The sequence below is a fragment of the Halorubrum sp. LN27 genome (genome assembly GCF_016635065.1).
Taxonomy (GTDB): Archaea; Halobacteriota; Halobacteria; order Halobacteriales; family Haloferacaceae; genus Halorubrum; species Halorubrum salipaludis.
The window spans coordinates 280,110-294,071 of record NZ_JAEPET010000001.1 but is presented as its reverse complement, the minus strand read 5'-3'; the positions used below and the strand labels follow the sequence as shown (position 1 = coordinate 294,071).

The window sequence follows — 13,962 nt, the reverse complement described above, 5'->3', positions numbered from 1 at the left end:
TTAATCGCTTCGATACCGCCGATTGGGTGGTTGGAAATCGGACGGTGAGACAGGAGGGCGAGGCGAGAAGAACGAGAGAGCGGACGGCGTTAGGTCGAGTAGTAGTACTCGCCGTCGCGCTTCTGCTGGCTGTCGAGCTGCGAGCCCGGCTTGTTGATCCGGGGGCGACCCGTCCGCTCGTCGCGGCGGAAGGTGATGTCGAGGTCGGCGAGGAACTCGTTCATCCCCTCGCGCATCTCCTGGGGCGGGGTCGCGTGCCCGCGCTCGGCCGGCTCGCCGTCGAACACCATCAGGCGGTCGGCGAGGAGGTCGATCATGTAGATGTCGTGGTCGATCACCATCACGGTCGCGTCGTGGTTCTCCGCGTACCGCCGGATGGCGGTCGTCGCGCGCACCCGCTGTTCAACGTCAAGGTGCGCGGACGGCTCGTCGAGGAGGTACAGGTCGGCGTCCTCGGAGAGACACGCCGCGATGGCGACGCGCTGGCGCTCCCCGCCCGAGAGGTCCGAGAGGTTCTGCTCCATCACGCGGTCGAGCTGGAGCGGCTGGGCGATCTCCGTGTTCCAGTAGGAGGAGCCGAACTGGTCGGTGATCGACGAGAGGAACGCGTCGACGCGCATCGGCTGGTCGATCTCGATGTACTGCGGCTTGTACGCGATGTCGAGCGCGAAGTCGAGCGCGCCCTCGTCCGGCTCCAGCGAGCCAGCGAACAGCTTCGCGAGGGTGGACTTCCCGATCCCGTTCGGCCCGACCACGCCGAGCACCTCGGAGCGGTTGATCTCCCCGCCCTCGACGTGCAGCTCGAACTCGCCCTCGCCGTACGACTTCGAGAGGTCGGGGTACTCGATCAGCGTCTCGCTGCGCGAGGAGACCCGCGGCGCGTGTTCCTCGAAGGTGATCGCGGACGGCCGGATCCGCATGTTCTCGTTGTCGAGGTATCCCTTCAGGTACTCGTTGATCCCGTTGCGGACCGACTTGGGGTCGGTGATGACCCCGTACGCCCCCGGCTCCCCGTACGCGACGTGGAGGGTGTCGGCGAGGAGATCGAGGATCGCGAGGTCGTGCTCGACGACGAGCATCGAGCGCTCGGCGGCGTCGTCGTCAGCGAGCTCGCGGATGAGCCGCGCGACGACCATCCGCTGGCCGATGTCGAGGTACGGCGTGATCTCGTCGAGGAAGTAGAAGTCGGCGTCGCGGGCGAGACACGCCGCGATGGCGACGCGCTGGAGCTCCCCGCCGGAGATGGAGTCGATCGGCTGGTCCATCACCGGCCCGATGTTGAGCCGGTCGATGAGAGAGTCGAGCGCGCCCCGCTCGTCGGTGCGCTCCAACAGCTCGCGGGTGTTGCCGTCGAACTGGTTGGGGATCTGGTCGACGTACTGCGGCTTGCGCGCGACGGTCACGTCGCCCTCCTTCAGCGACGCGAGGTAGTTCTGCAGTCCGGTGCCGCGGAACCGGTCGAGCACGCGTTCCCAGTCGCCCTCCGACTCGTGGTCGCCCAGATTCGGGACCATCTCGCCGGCGAGCGCGTGGACCGCCGTCGACTTCCCGATCCCGTTCGGCCCGAGGATGCCGGTGACGTTGCCCGGCTCCGGGGTCGGCAGCCCGTACAGCGAGAAGGCGTTGTCGCCGTAGCGGTGGACCGGCTCCTCGTCGAGCTCGGAGGGGAGGTTGATGATCTCGATCGCGTCGAACGGACACTTCTCGACGCAGATTCCGCAGGTCTCGCCGAGGCAGATCTCCTCGGAGATGTGGATCTGGTCAGGGTCGCCCTCGACCGCGTCCTCGCCGCGCTTCGTGATGCACTCCTTGCCCGTCCGGTTGGGCGGGCAGTAGTTCATACACTCGTAGTTACACCGGTCGGGCTGACACCGGTCGAGGTCGACGACGGCGATGCTGTCGTCCGCCATCTCAGATCACCAGCTGGACGCCGGACGTCGCGAGCACGGTGTAGCTGATGAACCACAGCGTGAACGTCAGAAACGCCACGTAGAGGTTGTCCTTGACTCCGAAGTCGCCGACGCCGATCGCCTTGTACAGCGGGAACTGGGCGACCACGAACGCGCCGAGCACCAGTACGACGGTGGTGCTCTGGGCCGCGGCCACGGTCGTGCCCACGTAGGCGGCCGAGACGACGCCCGCGACGATCCCCGCGAGACAGCAGATCGTCGTGACGACCACGCTTCGGGTGTGGCCCGATATCCCCGAGTCGTCGCTCATACCACTGGATCCGCGAGCGCAGGTGAAAAGCCGTTCGTTCCGCCGAGCGCCCGGTCACCGAGAGGCCGATCGCCGAGACGAGGGACCGCCGGCGGAGCGCGCGCGAGCGCTATCGCTGACTGACTGGTCAGTCTGCAGGCGAGTTATAGGATTATATTGCCGCATATCGTGCGGATAACCAGCAATATGATCCGCTATCAGGAGAGAAACGCCGGATCGAGCGCGGTGACGCATCAACATTTATGCCGGTGTGCGGTTTCGATTCGTAACGATGGAAGGAACCCAAACGGAGGGGCTCGACGACCTCCCGCCGAGCGCCAAGCTCGTCTTCAAGGTGCTCGAGTACAACGGGCCGCTGACCCAGAAGGGGATCGTCCAGGAGTCGATGCTGTCGGCTCGGACCGTCCGCTACGCGCTCGAACGGCTGGAGGGGATCGGCGTCGTCGATGAGGACGTCTACTTCGCGGACGCCCGGCAGAACCTCTACAAGCTCACCGAGCCCGCACAGGAGTTCACCGGCGACGAGAGCGACGCCTCCTGTACCGCCGACTGACCACCCCGTCTCTCGGCCCCTCTACTCGCGGATCTTCCCGGACGCGTCCCGCGCACCCCGCACAGCCTCGGCGACGGTGAGCGCGACCGCGACGAGCAGCGCGAACGTCGCCGCCAACACGAACGCCAGCAGCAGGAACCACACGTCCGGCCCGAACAGCGGGTAGTCCCGGGTGTCGATCACCGGGCCGAGCAGCTCCAGCGTCCGGACCGCGTACAGGGAGACCGCGACGATCGCGCCGGCGACGAGCCCGACGCGGACGTTCCGATAGAACGCCAGCGATTCCAAGAGCACGAGCATCGGCGGCTTGCTCGACCCCTCGACCGAACCGTCGTCGCTCACGGTGTCGTCGCTCACGGGGCGTCCTTGCGGGCGCGCGCGAAAAGAGTCGTCGAAACTCGAGCGCCGGACGGAGCGAACGCGGAGGGGTGCGCAACCGGACCGAGACCATCACGATCGAAAATTCTTGTCTCAGAAGCCGAGAACGCGTGACAGCCGTCAAGTGGGACGAGCCGAACGGTCGCGTATGCCCAGAGTCGTGCTGTCGGCGTTCCCGATGATCGACCCGGAGACGTACCGCGAGGTCCTCGACGGCGCGGTCGACGAGCCCGTCGAGGTGGAGGTCGCCGAGCTGGGGTCGACAGAGAGTCTCGTCGCGGCGGCCGAGGGGGCCGACGCGGTGGTGACCGACATCGACACGCCGGTCACCGCCGAGGCGCTCGACGAACTGGACCTCCGAGTCGTCGGCCGGTCGGCGGTCGGCGTGGACAACGTCGACGTGGAGGCCGCCGCCGAGCGCGGCGTCACCGTCACTCGCGTCCCGGACTACTGCACCGAGGAGGTAGCGGCCCACTCCGTCTCGCTGCTCCTGGCCTGCCTCCGGTCGCTGAAGTCGTACGACGACGACGTCGCCGCCGGCGGCTGGAGCTGGGAGATCGGGCGGCCGGTCCGCCGCGTGAGCGCGTCGACGATCGGATTCGTCTCGTTCGGCCCGATCGCTCGGCGCGCGGCCGAACAGCTCGGCGGATTCGACGCCGATCTCGTCGCCTACGACCCGTTCGTCGAGGCGGGGGAGATGGCCGAGTACGGCGCGGAGAAGGTTTCGTTCGACGAGCTGTTCGACCGCGCCGACCACGTCGGCGTCTACGCCCCGCTGACGGAGGCGACCCGGGGCATCGTCGACGCCGACGCGCTCGCTCGCCTCGGCGAGGACTCGGTGGTCGTCAACGTGGGGCGCGGGCCGGTCGTCGACGCCGACGCGCTGCTCGACGCGCTGGAGTCGGGCACAATCAAGGGCGCCGGCCTCGACGTGCTCGCCGAGGAGCCGCCCGAGGACGACCCGCTTGTCGGGCGCGACGACACGATCGTCACGCCGCACGCGGCGTGGTACAGCGAGGAGGCCCGCGACGACTTGAACCGGAGCGGCGCCGCCGACGTGGCCGCCGTGCTCAACGGCGAGACGCCGGCGGGGAGAGTCGATCCGAACGCCGACTGGCTCTGAGCGGGCGAGACGGGGAGCCCGAACCGCGGCTACAGCCGGTCGAGCGCGTCGAAGCCGTCCTCGTCGGCACTGTCCCCATCGCCGTCCCCCGCGTCCTCGCCGCCTCCGCCGCTGCCGCCCGCGCCGCCGTCGCCGGTGTCACCCGAGCCCGCCTTGGCCGCGTCCAGCGCGCCGTCGTCGAGGCCCGCCGCGAGCCCGGGGCCGAGGTCGTAGGTGTCCCGCACCGTCTGGGCCAACACGCCCTCGCGGTCGAAGACGACGTAGACGGCGACGAAGTCGTGCGCGGCAGGGCGGAGGACGAACACCTCACGGGGCTCCTCGTCCCCCCGCGACTCGTTGACGCGCGCGACGAGCGGTTCGATCGGGAGCCGCCCCGCTCGGAGGTCGGCGAACGCGTCGCTTCCGGGCGCGTCGGCGAACAGGTACAGCGCGCCGTTCGGGTCCCCGTCGTTCGAGCGCGTCGTGACCGAGCCGACCGCCTCGCCCGCGGACCGGATCTGGTCCCACGCGTCGACGGCCGCCTCGAACATCCCCTCCACGTCGTCCGCGAAGCGGAACCGGCTCTCGCGGACGACCTCGAGGTCGGCGAAGCGGGCCGACCCGTCGGTCCACGCCAGCGTCGCGTCGACGACGAAGCCCGGCTCCAGCGACGTCACGCGGTCGGCGAGATCACCCTCGTACCCCTCGGCGGCGGCGTACAGCGGGTCGAACCGGTCCTCGGCGTCGGGGTCGCTCGGGTCCACCGGTCCCTCCGGGTGCTCGACGAGGACGAACTCCTCGAGGGGGTCGGACGGGCCGGTCCCGTCGATGTCGGGACGCGGGCGGCGGTCGTGGACGCGGAAGCGGCCGCTCGTCGTCGGTTCCATACCGCACGGTCGGACGGGCAAGCGGAAAAGCCGGTCGGAACGCGGGAGCTGCCGAGGCGCCGACCGCACCGGATCCGTGTCGTTATGGGGCGGGCGACCCAACCGATCGGTAAATGGGGATCCTCGAGGACAAGTCGAACGCCAGGGTGTTCTACAAGTACCTCTCGAAGGTGTACGACAAGATCAACTGGTTCAACTGGAACGAGGAGATGCGCGCGGAGGCGCTCTCGTGGCTGGAGTTCGGCGACGATCCGAAGGTGCTCGACGTGGGGTGTGGCACCGGGTTCGGGACCGAGGGGCTCCTCGAACACGCCGACGACGTCCACGGGCTCGATCAGAGCGTCCACCAGATGGAGAAGGCGTTCGAGAAGTTCGGGAAACACGACCGCGTGAACTTCTACCGCGGCGACGCCGAGCGGCTCCCGTTCCGCGACGACACGTTCGACGTGGTCTGGTCCTCGGGGTCGATCGAGTACTGGCCGAACCCGATCGAGGGACTCCGGGAGCTCCGACGCGTCGCGAAGCCGGGCGGACAAGTGCTCGTCGTCGGCCCCGACTACCCGCACAACCGCGTGTTCCAGCGGATCGCCGACGCGATCATGCTGTTCTACGACGAAGAGGAGGCCGACCGGATGTTCGAAGCCGCCGGCTACGAGACGTACGAACACCACATCCAGCAGTCGACGCCCCGGAGCCCGCGCGCGATCACGACGGTCGCACGGGTCCCCGACGAGTAGCGACGCGGCGCTCGGACGACCCCCCTCGTCCTCCCCCTATTCCGACTCGACGACCGTCTCCAGCGTCGCGACCGGTCGCCCGTCGACCGAGACCTCGACGGTAACCGTTCGGCCGGGTTCGAGGACCGGGTCGTTCGTCCCCGCGACCCGGAACGACGCCGTGCCGCCGACGCGCAGGTCGCCGTCCGTCGCCGCGTTGAACGCGCCCGTCGGTCCGGGGCGGAACCCCGCCGCGGAGAAGAACGGGACCGGCGGCTGTCGGGCGAGCGGCTCGCCGTCGACGCGCACCCGGACATCCAGTTCGCTCGCGTTCAGGGCGTCCCCGCCGCGGTGCGTGACCGCGATCCGGTCGTCGGTCGCCGACAGCGACAGGGACGCCGTCGGCGCCGGCTCCGGCGGGGCGCCGATCGCCGCGGTCACGACGCCGCCGGCGAGCACGACCGTGACGGCGAGCAGCAGGACGCCGGCGACGGGCGCGAGCCCGCGGGCGGACCGGGCGGAACCGGAGGCCGTCGGTGTCGCCTCGATCGGCGCACTCGTCTCAGTCGGCGTGCTCGTCCCAGTCGGCGTGCTCGCCGTCGTCGACACGCTCGTCTCGTCCGGGGGATCGGTGTCAGTGGCCACGGGGAGACTGCCGCGGTATCCGGGAAAAGCGTCGGGGCGGCGCGAGCCCTACTCGCCGTCGTCGCTCTCGACCGGGTGCGGCGTCGCGATGGGTTCGAGGTCGTCGACGAACACCGCGCGGGGCTCGTCGACGACGGTGACCCGGTAGGATTCCGCGGGGGAGAGCGTCCGGACCGTGCCGTCCGCGTCGGTGGTGCCGATCGCTCGGCTGTCGCCGTCGCCGACGCTCTTCGTGACGGTGACGTCGGGGACGGGCTCGCCGGTCTCGTCGTCGCGGACGGTCACCGTCACCAGGCCGCCGGCGTAGCTGCGGTCGACGGTGACGTTGAAGCCGTCGCCGGACTCGGAGACGGACTCGGTGTCGGGGAACGCGTCGAGCGCGATCCGCTGGTGCTCGACGAACACCCGCTCCGTGCCGCCGCTGACGAAGGTGCGCAGGAGCCCGTACTCGTGGGGAATGGTGATCCGCTGGACCGAGCCGGCGCCGAAGGCGTCGGGCTCGCGGAGCGACGCCGTCTCGGGATAGGCGGCGGACGTGACCTCGATCGCCTCGTCGTTGCCGATCGTGCCGCCGCCGCGGTCCCAGCGGTCGATCCGGAAGACCTCGCGGACGTACTCCCCGTCGACGATCGTCGCTAACACGATCGACCGGTCGCTCGACTCCACGTACACCTCGCTGGCCGACACCTCGCCGCGCGCCGCCGAGAGCGCGATCTCACGGACGGGCCCCTCGTACACCTGCAGCGCGACCTGGAGCTCGTCGAGCCGGGTCGGTGAGCTGAACCCGTCCGTCTCCTCGGCGAGCGCGTCGAGCTCGTCGAGCCGCTCGTCGTACTCGCGGGCGGTCGCGGCGATGCGGACGAGCTCGTCGAGGAGCTCCCGGTCTGATAGCTCGCCGGCGGCGTGCGCGCTGAACGCCTCCGCCTGTCGGCTGTTGAGCGTCACCTCGTCGCGTTCGACCTGGTTGATCGCCGCGAGGATGCGGCGCTGCCGTTCCGTGCTCGTCTCGGCGGCCTCGATCCGCTGGACGACCGCCGCGGTCTCCATGGCGGCGTCGGTCTCGTCGACGGCGAAGCCGACCGACGATCCGAGGTCCGCGCCGCGGGCGGCGGCGCCGACGCGCGTGTCCGCGTCGGTCGGCGCGGACAGCGTCCGGAACGTGAGGTTCGCCGCGTCGACCTGCGATCGGTCGGGGTCGACGCCGTCGAACGCGCCGACGCGATCGGACGCGACCGGATCGGACGCGACCGGATCGGCGACCGCCCCCGCAACCGCCGCCGGCGACACCGCGCCGGCGATCGGCGCGAGCAGAAGCAGGACCGCGAGGGAGATCGGGAGGGCTCTCATACGTCTCGGTTCGCGCCAGGATATAAAAAATCCACCTCAACGAGCCGACGGAACCGATCGGGAGCGCGGCCGATCCGCCCGTCGCGACCTCGTTCGAAGGCAAAACGAACGATGGAAAGCGTTTTGCCCGGCGCCTGAGTGCCCTGATCTGTATGCGGAACGCCCCGCCTCGCGCTCTCCTCGTCGGGCTGATCGCCGTCGCGCTCGTCGCGAGCGGCGTCGTCCCCGTCGCGGGAGACGCGCCCTCGCCTTCGCCCTCCATCGACGCCGACGCGGCGGCCGCCGGTTCGTCGACCGCCGGTCCCCCGGGAATCGGCTCAGCGACCGTCGGTCCGGCAACTGTCGATCCGGCGACGGTCGAACAGATCGGCGAACCGTTCGACCCGGATACGGCGACGCGGATCCGGATCGAGCCGACGCCCGACAGGGACGCCCGGTGGACCGTGTCGGTGAGGTACGCGCTCGCCGACGAGACCGACCGCGCCGCGTTCGACGCGACCGGCGACCGGTTCCGCGACGGGGAGATCGGCCCCGACGCCGCCCTGTTCGAGGGATTCGCCCGCGAGGCGAGCCGGAACGTCGACCGGACGATGCGGATCGAAGACGTCGAGCGCGATGTCGTCGTCCACGACGACCCCTCGTCGTTCGACGTGGCGGGCGACGAGACGACGGCGGTCGGCGAACTCCGACTGACGTTCGTCTGGACCGAGTTCCTCGAAGCGGACGGCGAGAACCTGGTGTTGGGCGACGCCCTGACCACGCCGAACGACGGGACGTGGCTGCTCTCGCTGGAGGAGGGGCAGACGCTCGAGGTGGCGACGCCGGAGGGGTACACCGTCACCGGAACCCCGGGCGCCACGGTCCCGCTGCGGGACAACGCCGTGATCATCGAGGGGCCGCGCACCTTCTCCGAGGGAGAGCGGGTCGCGGTCGTGTACGCTCCCGCGGGCACGACCGCGCCCCCGTGGACGATGCTCACCGCCGCGATCGTCGTCGCCGCGGTGCTCATCGCCGGGAGCATCGTCGGCTACCGGCGCCGGACCGACGGGGAACACGACCCGGTCGCGGGCGCGAGCGCCGACGAGGGAGCGGTCGACAGCGACGGCGGAGAGCCGACCGACGGCGGGCCGCGCGGCGGCGCGGACGGGAATGCGGACGGCCCGGATCCGACGGGCGAGGACACGGGAGCCGACGACGCGACCGGCGGAGCGGGCGACGGGGAGGACCTCTCGCTGTTGTCCGACGAGGAGCGCGTCGAGCGGCTTCTCGAGGACAACGGCGGGCGGATGCGACAGGCCGACATCGTCGCGGAGACCGGGTGGTCGGACGCGAAGGTGTCGCAGCTGCTCTCCGCGATGGCCGATTCGGGGCGGGTGGAGAAGCTCCGACTGGGCCGCGAGAACCTGATCTCGATCCCGGACGACGACGGCGACGGAGACGGCTCCGACGCCGAAGACGGCGGCGACAGGGTATCCGGGGCCTGAGTCGACGGCGGCGACGGGGGATCCGATATCAGAGTCCGACGGCGACGACAGGAGATCCGAGAGTCGAGGCCGACGACGAGGCGAAAGGGAACGGCCGACTTCGGCGAGGGAGAGGCGGAAACCGCGAGCCCGCGGTGCGGCGTTCCGAAAGCTCTTACAGGCCGAACGACGGAGTATCGATCATGAAAGTTCTGGTGACAGTCAAGGAGGTTGCGGAGCCGGACGACGACTTCGCGATCGAAGGCACGGACATCGCCGCGTCCGACCTCGAGTACGACCTCAACGAGTGGGACGACTACGCGGTCGAGGCGGCGGTGCAGCTGGCCGAGGCGGGGATCGCCGACGAGGTCGTCGCCGTCACCATCGGCCCGGAGCGCGCGGAGGAGACGATCCGGATGGCGCTCGCGAAGGGGGCGGACCGCGCCGTGCGGGTGTGGGACGACGCCTTCGAGGCCGGCTTCGCCGACGTCGCCGCGAAGGTGACGACGCTCGAGGCGGTCGTCGAGGCGGAGGAGCCAGACCTCGTGCTCGGCGGGGTACAGGCCGCCGACACCGGGTTCGGCGCGACGGGCGTCGCGCTCGCCGAGCGGATCGGCTTCGAGCACGCCGCCGTGGTCAACGACCTCGAGGTCGACGCCGACGGCGGCGTCGCGCACGTCCATCGGGAGCTGGAGGGCGGCGTCGAGGAGCTGACGGAGGTGGACCTCCCCGCCGTGTTGACCGTCCAGACCGGGCTCAACGAGCCGCGGTACGCGAGCCTCAGGGGCATCCGACAGGCGCAGCGCAAAGAGATCGACGCGAGGGATCTGGCCGACCTCGGGCTGTCGGCCGCCGACGTCGAGAGCGCGCTGACGATCGCCTCGATGTACGAGCCGGAGAGCGAGTCGGACGCCGAGATCATCGAGGGCGACGCGGGGGAGAGCGCGTCGCGCCTCGCCGAGGTCCTCCGCGAAAAGGGGGTGGGCGCGTGATGAGCGTGCTCGTCGTCTCGGAACACCGGCGCGGAGAGCTCCGAGACGTGTCCCGCGAGGCGATCACGGCCGGCCGGGAGCTCGCCGACGCGCAGGGAGGCGACCTCCACGTTGCGGTGATCGGCGGCGACACCGACCGGTTCGCCGAGGACCTGAACCGCGAGGGCGTGGACGCGATCCACGCGGTCGCCAACGGCGAGGAGTTCGACCACAACGTCTACCAGTCGGCGGTCGAGGCGCTGCTCGAGACGGTCGACGCCGAGACCGTCGTGATCCCGAACTCGGTCAACGGACTGGACTACGCGCCCGCCGTCGCCGAGGCGACCGACCGGAGCCTGGTGACCGACGCGATCGGCTTCGAGTCCGACGACGGGCTGACCGTCACCCGCGAGATGTACGGCTCGAAGGTGGAGACGACCGTCGACGTGGCCGACGACCGCTTCGTCCTCACCGTCCGCGGCGGCGAGTGGGCGCCGGCCGAGGGCGTCGGCGACGCGACGGTGGAGTCCGTCGACGTCGATCTCCCGGAGTCGGGCGCGCGCGTCACGGGCTTCGAGGAGGTCGGCGGCGGCGACGTCGACATCGCCGACGCCGACGTGCTCGTCTCTGTCGGCCGCGGGATCGAGGAGGAGGAGAACCTGGAGCTGGTCGAGGGACTCGCCGACGCGCTCGGCGCGACGCTCTCCGCCTCCCGGCCGATCGTCGACAACGGCTGGCTCCCGAAGAACCGCCAGGTCGGGCAGAGCGGGAAGGTCGTCACGCCGGACGTGTACATCGCGATCGGCATCTCCGGCGCGGTCCAACACGTCGCCGGCATGAAGGGCTCGGACACGATCGTCGCCATCAACACCGACCCGAACGCGCCGATCTTCGACATCGCCGACTACGGGATCGTCGGCGACCTCTTCGACGTGGTGCCCGAGCTCGTCGACGAGTTCGCGTAGTTAGCGTCGACCAGGTGCCGGTCCCGCGCCGGCAGCAACCTCTTTGACCCCGGGTGAGTACCGGACGGTCAGACGGGCCCGCCGTCGCTCACGATGACCCCGATCCGCGCCACCGTCCCGACCGCCGAGGAAGCGAGAGCGCTGCTCACCGGGATCCGGCGGACCGCCGGTCCGGGGGTCGACGCGGTCGCCGCGGACCTGGCCGCCGACGAGCCGGACGCGGCGCTGCTCGACCTCGTTACTGCCCCGTTCGCGTCCGTCGACGACGTCGACGAGCGGCTGGCGCGGACCGAGTCGTACCTCCGCGAGCGCGGCGACCGGCGGGCGGTGTTCCTCACGGTGTACAGCCGGATGACGGCGACCGTCCGGACCGCGATCGACGACGGCGCGTTCCTCGATCCCGAGTGGGCCGCGTCGTACCTCGTCGCCTTCGCGGAGCGCTACCGTCGGGCGCTGGTGGCATTCGAGCGGCGGGCGTTCGAGGCGCTCCCGCGGCCGTGGCTGATCGCCTTCGCCGCCGGGGCGCGCGGCGAGACGCTCGTCGCGCAGGACGCCCTGCTCGGCATCAACGCCCACATCGTCTACGACCTCGCGTACACGCTCGACGACGTGGGTATCGACCCGGATCGCGACGCCAAGCGCGAGGACCACGACCGCATCAACGCGATCCTCGCCCGCCTGGTCCAGACCGTGCAAGACGCGCTCGTCGAGACGTACGGCGCGGTCGGAATCGACGGGATCGACCGGGTGCTCGATCCCCTCGACGACCGGCTGGCCCTGCTCGGACTGAAAGGCAGTCGGGAGTTCGCGTGGCGCAACGCCGTGTTGCTGGCGGACCTCCCGGCGTGGCTCGCCGATCGGTACGTCGGCTGGCGCGCCGAGACCGTCTCGACGGGCGCCGCGGCGGTCGTCCTCGCGCCCGACATCGACGCCGAGGCGAAGGCGCACCTGCGGGAGTCGGAGGCCGAAGCCGACGCGGCGGCGGCCTTCCGCGAGGGGATCCGACGGCGGATGTGAGCGGTTTCGAGGGAGAAACACCTATCACGGTCGTCGCGGATGTGACGACTATGCCACACATCCGGGGGACGATCCACGGCGTCGCCGCGATGGTGACGCTCGTCGTCGGATCGATGCTGACGAACACGATCCGCGAGGAGTACGAGCTGTTCGCGCAGGTCGCCGCGGCGACGACCCACCTGCTCGTCGAGGTCGCGGAGCTGCCGGTCTCGCGCGAGATCGCCGAGGTGGTGGTTCCCGTGGGCGTGTTGATGGGGATCTGGGTGTTCGCGTACGAGCTCCAGCGGCTCTCGCGGGCGGACTGAGGTTCGGACCCGCGGCGCGAACCGCCCGCTTCACCTCCCCGACGCGGCCCGGTCTCGGGGCGTTTATGACCCCGCCGACCCTCCGATCCGGCATGAGCGAGGCCGACGAGCAGACGGCTGCGACCGCGACCGGCCGGGAGATCTGGATCGAGAAGTACCGGCCGCAGTCGCTCGACGACATCCACGGCCAAGAGGAGATCGTCGAGCGGCTCCAGAGTTACATCGAGCAGGACGACATCCCGCACCTCCTCTTCAGCGGCCCTGCCGGCGTCGGAAAAACGACCGCCGCCACCGCGATCGCTCGACAGGTGTACGGCGAGGACAACTGGCGCGGCAACTTCCTCGAACTCAACGCCTCCGACCAGCGCGGGATCGACGTGGTGCGCGACCGGATCAAGGGGTTCGCGCGCTCGTCGTTCGGCGGCGACTTCCGGATCGTGTTCCTCGACGAGGCGGACTCCCTCACCGACGACGCGCAGTCGGCGCTCCGCCGGACGATGGAGCAGTTCTCCGACAACACCCGATTCATCCTCTCGTGTAACTACTCGTCGAAGATCATCGACCCGATTCAGTCGCGGTGCGCCGTCTTCCGCTTCTCGCCGCTCTCGGACGAGGCCGTCGCCGCGCAGACCCGCGAGATCGCGGCGGCGGAGGGGATCGAGGTGACCGACGCCGGCGTCGACGCCCTCGTGTACGCGGCCGACGGGGACATGCGCCGCGCGATCAACTCGCTGCAGGCGGCGGCGACGACCGGGGACGTAGTCGACGAGGAGGCGGTGTACGCGATCACGGCGACCGCGCGCCCCGAGGAGATCGAGTCGATGGTGACGAACGCGCTGGAGGGGGATTTCACACGGGCGCGGGCGACCCTCGACACCCTCCTCACGGAGACCGGGATGGCCGGCGGCGACGTGATCGATCAGCTCCACCGGTCCGTCTGGGAGTTCGATCTGAGCGAGCGCGAGGCGGTCGCGCTGATGGAGCGGATCGGCGAGGCGGACTACCGGATCGCCGAGGGGGCGAACGAGCAGGTGCAGCTGGAGTCGCTGCTCGCGTCGCTGTCCTTGGAAGAATAGTCGATCTCGGACGATGCCGGGATCGGTTGTAGGGGTGCTGGCAGACTGACGGCGAACGCCTTCGAGGCCCCGATAGCCCGGCGATACGTGATCGGCGTTGCTGCGGTGAACAGCTTCAAAGCCCCAGCCGCGACGACTCGCGCGCTTTGCTGCGCTCCTCAGTCGCTCGTTTCACTCGCTCCTTGCGGTGCTTGCAGCAGCGTGCTTCGTCCTCGCGGCAGCGAGGCGCTTCGCGCCTCTGGCAGCCGGCGGCTCCGCCGCCGGCGACTGCCCCTTTGAGTCCCGCCCGACCGCACAGCACCGCAGCCTCACGCCTC

Annotated in this window: 15 protein-coding genes; 9 read left to right on the top strand and 6 right to left on the bottom strand. The window is 70.3% G+C overall.

Annotated features, from left to right (window positions below; genetic code table 11):
• Window positions 1–89 precede the first annotated feature (89 nt).
• Together JIN95_RS01365 and JIN95_RS01360 are read right to left on the bottom strand one after the other, a co-directional pair.
• Window positions 90–1,910: a ribosome biogenesis/translation initiation ATPase RLI gene (locus JIN95_RS01365; protein ID WP_200530299.1), complete on the bottom strand. Its 1,821-nt coding sequence runs from the start codon at window positions 1,908–1,910 to the stop codon at window positions 90–92.
• Between the two features lies 1 nt (window position 1,911).
• Window positions 1,912–2,220, bottom strand: a complete 309-nt coding sequence (locus tag JIN95_RS01360; RefSeq protein ID WP_095635315.1) for a hypothetical protein — start codon at window positions 2,218–2,220, stop codon at window positions 1,912–1,914.
• A 271-nt stretch (window positions 2,221–2,491) separates the two neighbouring features.
• Between JIN95_RS01360 and JIN95_RS01355 the strand changes: the two genes are divergently transcribed.
• Window positions 2,492–2,773 (top strand): helix-turn-helix domain-containing protein, encoded by a 282-nt coding sequence (locus JIN95_RS01355; protein ID WP_007997999.1) that lies wholly within the window; start codon window positions 2,492–2,494, stop codon window positions 2,771–2,773.
• 21 nt (window positions 2,774–2,794) lie between these two features.
• Here JIN95_RS01355 and JIN95_RS01350 read toward each other — a convergent pair whose 3' ends face one another.
• Window positions 2,795–3,073, bottom strand: a complete 279-nt coding sequence (locus tag JIN95_RS01350) for a hypothetical protein (protein WP_095635712.1) — start codon at window positions 3,071–3,073, stop codon at window positions 2,795–2,797.
• A gap of 226 nt (window positions 3,074–3,299) precedes the next feature.
• Between JIN95_RS01350 and JIN95_RS01345 the strand changes: the two genes are divergently transcribed.
• Window positions 3,300–4,274 carry a C-terminal binding protein gene (locus tag JIN95_RS01345; RefSeq protein ID WP_200530298.1) on the top strand — a complete coding sequence of 325 codons (975 nt, stop codon included), beginning with the start codon at window positions 3,300–3,302 and terminating at the stop codon, window positions 4,272–4,274.
• A gap of 29 nt (window positions 4,275–4,303) precedes the next feature.
• On the opposite strand, the gene JIN95_RS01340 is transcribed toward JIN95_RS01345, so the two are convergent.
• Window positions 4,304–5,140, bottom strand: a complete 837-nt coding sequence (locus JIN95_RS01340; protein WP_200530297.1) for a DUF6663 family protein — start codon at window positions 5,138–5,140, stop codon at window positions 4,304–4,306.
• 113 nt (window positions 5,141–5,253) lie between these two features.
• On the opposite strand from JIN95_RS01340, the gene JIN95_RS01335 reads away from it, so the two are divergent.
• The gene (locus JIN95_RS01335; protein WP_200530296.1) at window positions 5,254–5,877 is read left to right on the top strand and encodes a methyltransferase domain-containing protein; all 624 of its coding nucleotides are present in this window, start codon (window positions 5,254–5,256) and stop codon (window positions 5,875–5,877) included.
• Between the two features lie 36 nt (window positions 5,878–5,913).
• Here JIN95_RS01335 and JIN95_RS01330 read toward each other — a convergent pair whose 3' ends face one another.
• Entirely contained in the window at window positions 5,914–6,405 is a 492-nt protein-coding gene (locus JIN95_RS01330; protein ID WP_200532091.1) for a type IV pilin, read from the bottom strand.
• Between the two features lie 144 nt (window positions 6,406–6,549).
• Window positions 6,550–7,848, bottom strand: coding sequence for an Ig-like domain-containing protein (locus tag JIN95_RS01325; RefSeq protein ID WP_095635321.1), 1,299 nt, complete (start codon window positions 7,846–7,848; stop codon window positions 6,550–6,552).
• 152 nt (window positions 7,849–8,000) lie between these two features.
• Here JIN95_RS01325 and JIN95_RS01320 point away from each other — a divergent pair, with 152 nt between their 5' ends.
• The 6 genes from JIN95_RS01320 to JIN95_RS01295 all read left to right on the top strand — a co-directional run bounded on the left by JIN95_RS01320 (window position 8,001) and on the right by JIN95_RS01295 (window position 13,645).
• The gene (locus tag JIN95_RS01320; protein WP_200530295.1) at window positions 8,001–9,332 is read left to right on the top strand and encodes a hypothetical protein; all 1,332 of its coding nucleotides are present in this window, start codon (window positions 8,001–8,003) and stop codon (window positions 9,330–9,332) included.
• Window positions 9,333–9,514: 182 nt separating this feature from the next.
• Complete coding sequence (locus tag JIN95_RS01315) at window positions 9,515–10,303, top strand: electron transfer flavoprotein subunit beta/FixA family protein (RefSeq protein ID WP_095635323.1); 789 nt, start codon at window positions 9,515–9,517, stop codon at window positions 10,301–10,303.
• Complete coding sequence (locus tag JIN95_RS01310; protein ID WP_095635324.1) at window positions 10,300–11,247, top strand: electron transfer flavoprotein subunit alpha/FixB family protein; 948 nt, start codon at window positions 10,300–10,302, stop codon at window positions 11,245–11,247. The genes JIN95_RS01315 and JIN95_RS01310 overlap by 4 nt, the downstream gene beginning before the upstream one ends.
• A 93-nt stretch (window positions 11,248–11,340) precedes the next feature.
• Window positions 11,341–12,264, top strand: a complete 924-nt coding sequence (locus JIN95_RS01305; protein WP_200530294.1) for a DUF5995 family protein — start codon at window positions 11,341–11,343, stop codon at window positions 12,262–12,264.
• 50 nt (window positions 12,265–12,314) lie between these two features.
• Window positions 12,315–12,569 (top strand): hypothetical protein, encoded by a 255-nt coding sequence (locus JIN95_RS01300; protein ID WP_200530293.1) that lies wholly within the window; start codon window positions 12,315–12,317, stop codon window positions 12,567–12,569.
• A gap of 92 nt (window positions 12,570–12,661) precedes the next feature.
• The gene (locus JIN95_RS01295; RefSeq protein WP_200530292.1) at window positions 12,662–13,645 is read left to right on the top strand and encodes a replication factor C small subunit; all 984 of its coding nucleotides are present in this window, start codon (window positions 12,662–12,664) and stop codon (window positions 13,643–13,645) included.
• Window positions 13,646–13,962 lie beyond the last annotated feature (317 nt).

Excerpts from the sequence above, each read along its gene's own strand:
- JIN95_RS01365 (WP_200530299.1), bottom strand. The coding sequence starts at position 1,910 with ATGGCGGACGACAGCATCGCCGTCGTCGACCTCGACCGGTGTCAGCCC.
- JIN95_RS01360 (WP_095635315.1), bottom strand. The coding sequence starts at position 2,220 with ATGAGCGACGACTCGGGGATATCGGGCCACACCCGAAGCGTGGTCGTC.
- JIN95_RS01355 (WP_007997999.1), top strand. The coding sequence starts at position 2,492 with ATGGAAGGAACCCAAACGGAGGGGCTCGACGACCTCCCGCCGAGCGCC.
- JIN95_RS01350 (WP_095635712.1), bottom strand. The coding sequence starts at position 3,073 with ATGCTCGTGCTCTTGGAATCGCTGGCGTTCTATCGGAACGTCCGCGTC.
- JIN95_RS01345 (WP_200530298.1), top strand. The coding sequence starts at position 3,300 with ATGCCCAGAGTCGTGCTGTCGGCGTTCCCGATGATCGACCCGGAGACG.
- JIN95_RS01340 (WP_200530297.1), bottom strand. The coding sequence starts at position 5,140 with ATGGAACCGACGACGAGCGGCCGCTTCCGCGTCCACGACCGCCGCCCG.
- JIN95_RS01335 (WP_200530296.1), top strand. The coding sequence starts at position 5,254 with ATGGGGATCCTCGAGGACAAGTCGAACGCCAGGGTGTTCTACAAGTAC.
- JIN95_RS01325 (WP_095635321.1), bottom strand. The coding sequence starts at position 7,848 with ATGAGAGCCCTCCCGATCTCCCTCGCGGTCCTGCTTCTGCTCGCGCCG.
- JIN95_RS01320 (WP_200530295.1), top strand. The coding sequence starts at position 8,001 with ATGCGGAACGCCCCGCCTCGCGCTCTCCTCGTCGGGCTGATCGCCGTC.
- JIN95_RS01315 (WP_095635323.1), top strand. The coding sequence starts at position 9,515 with ATGAAAGTTCTGGTGACAGTCAAGGAGGTTGCGGAGCCGGACGACGAC.
- JIN95_RS01305 (WP_200530294.1), top strand. The coding sequence starts at position 11,341 with ATGACCCCGATCCGCGCCACCGTCCCGACCGCCGAGGAAGCGAGAGCG.
- JIN95_RS01300 (WP_200530293.1), top strand. The coding sequence starts at position 12,315 with ATGCCACACATCCGGGGGACGATCCACGGCGTCGCCGCGATGGTGACG.
- JIN95_RS01295 (WP_200530292.1), top strand. The coding sequence starts at position 12,662 with ATGAGCGAGGCCGACGAGCAGACGGCTGCGACCGCGACCGGCCGGGAG.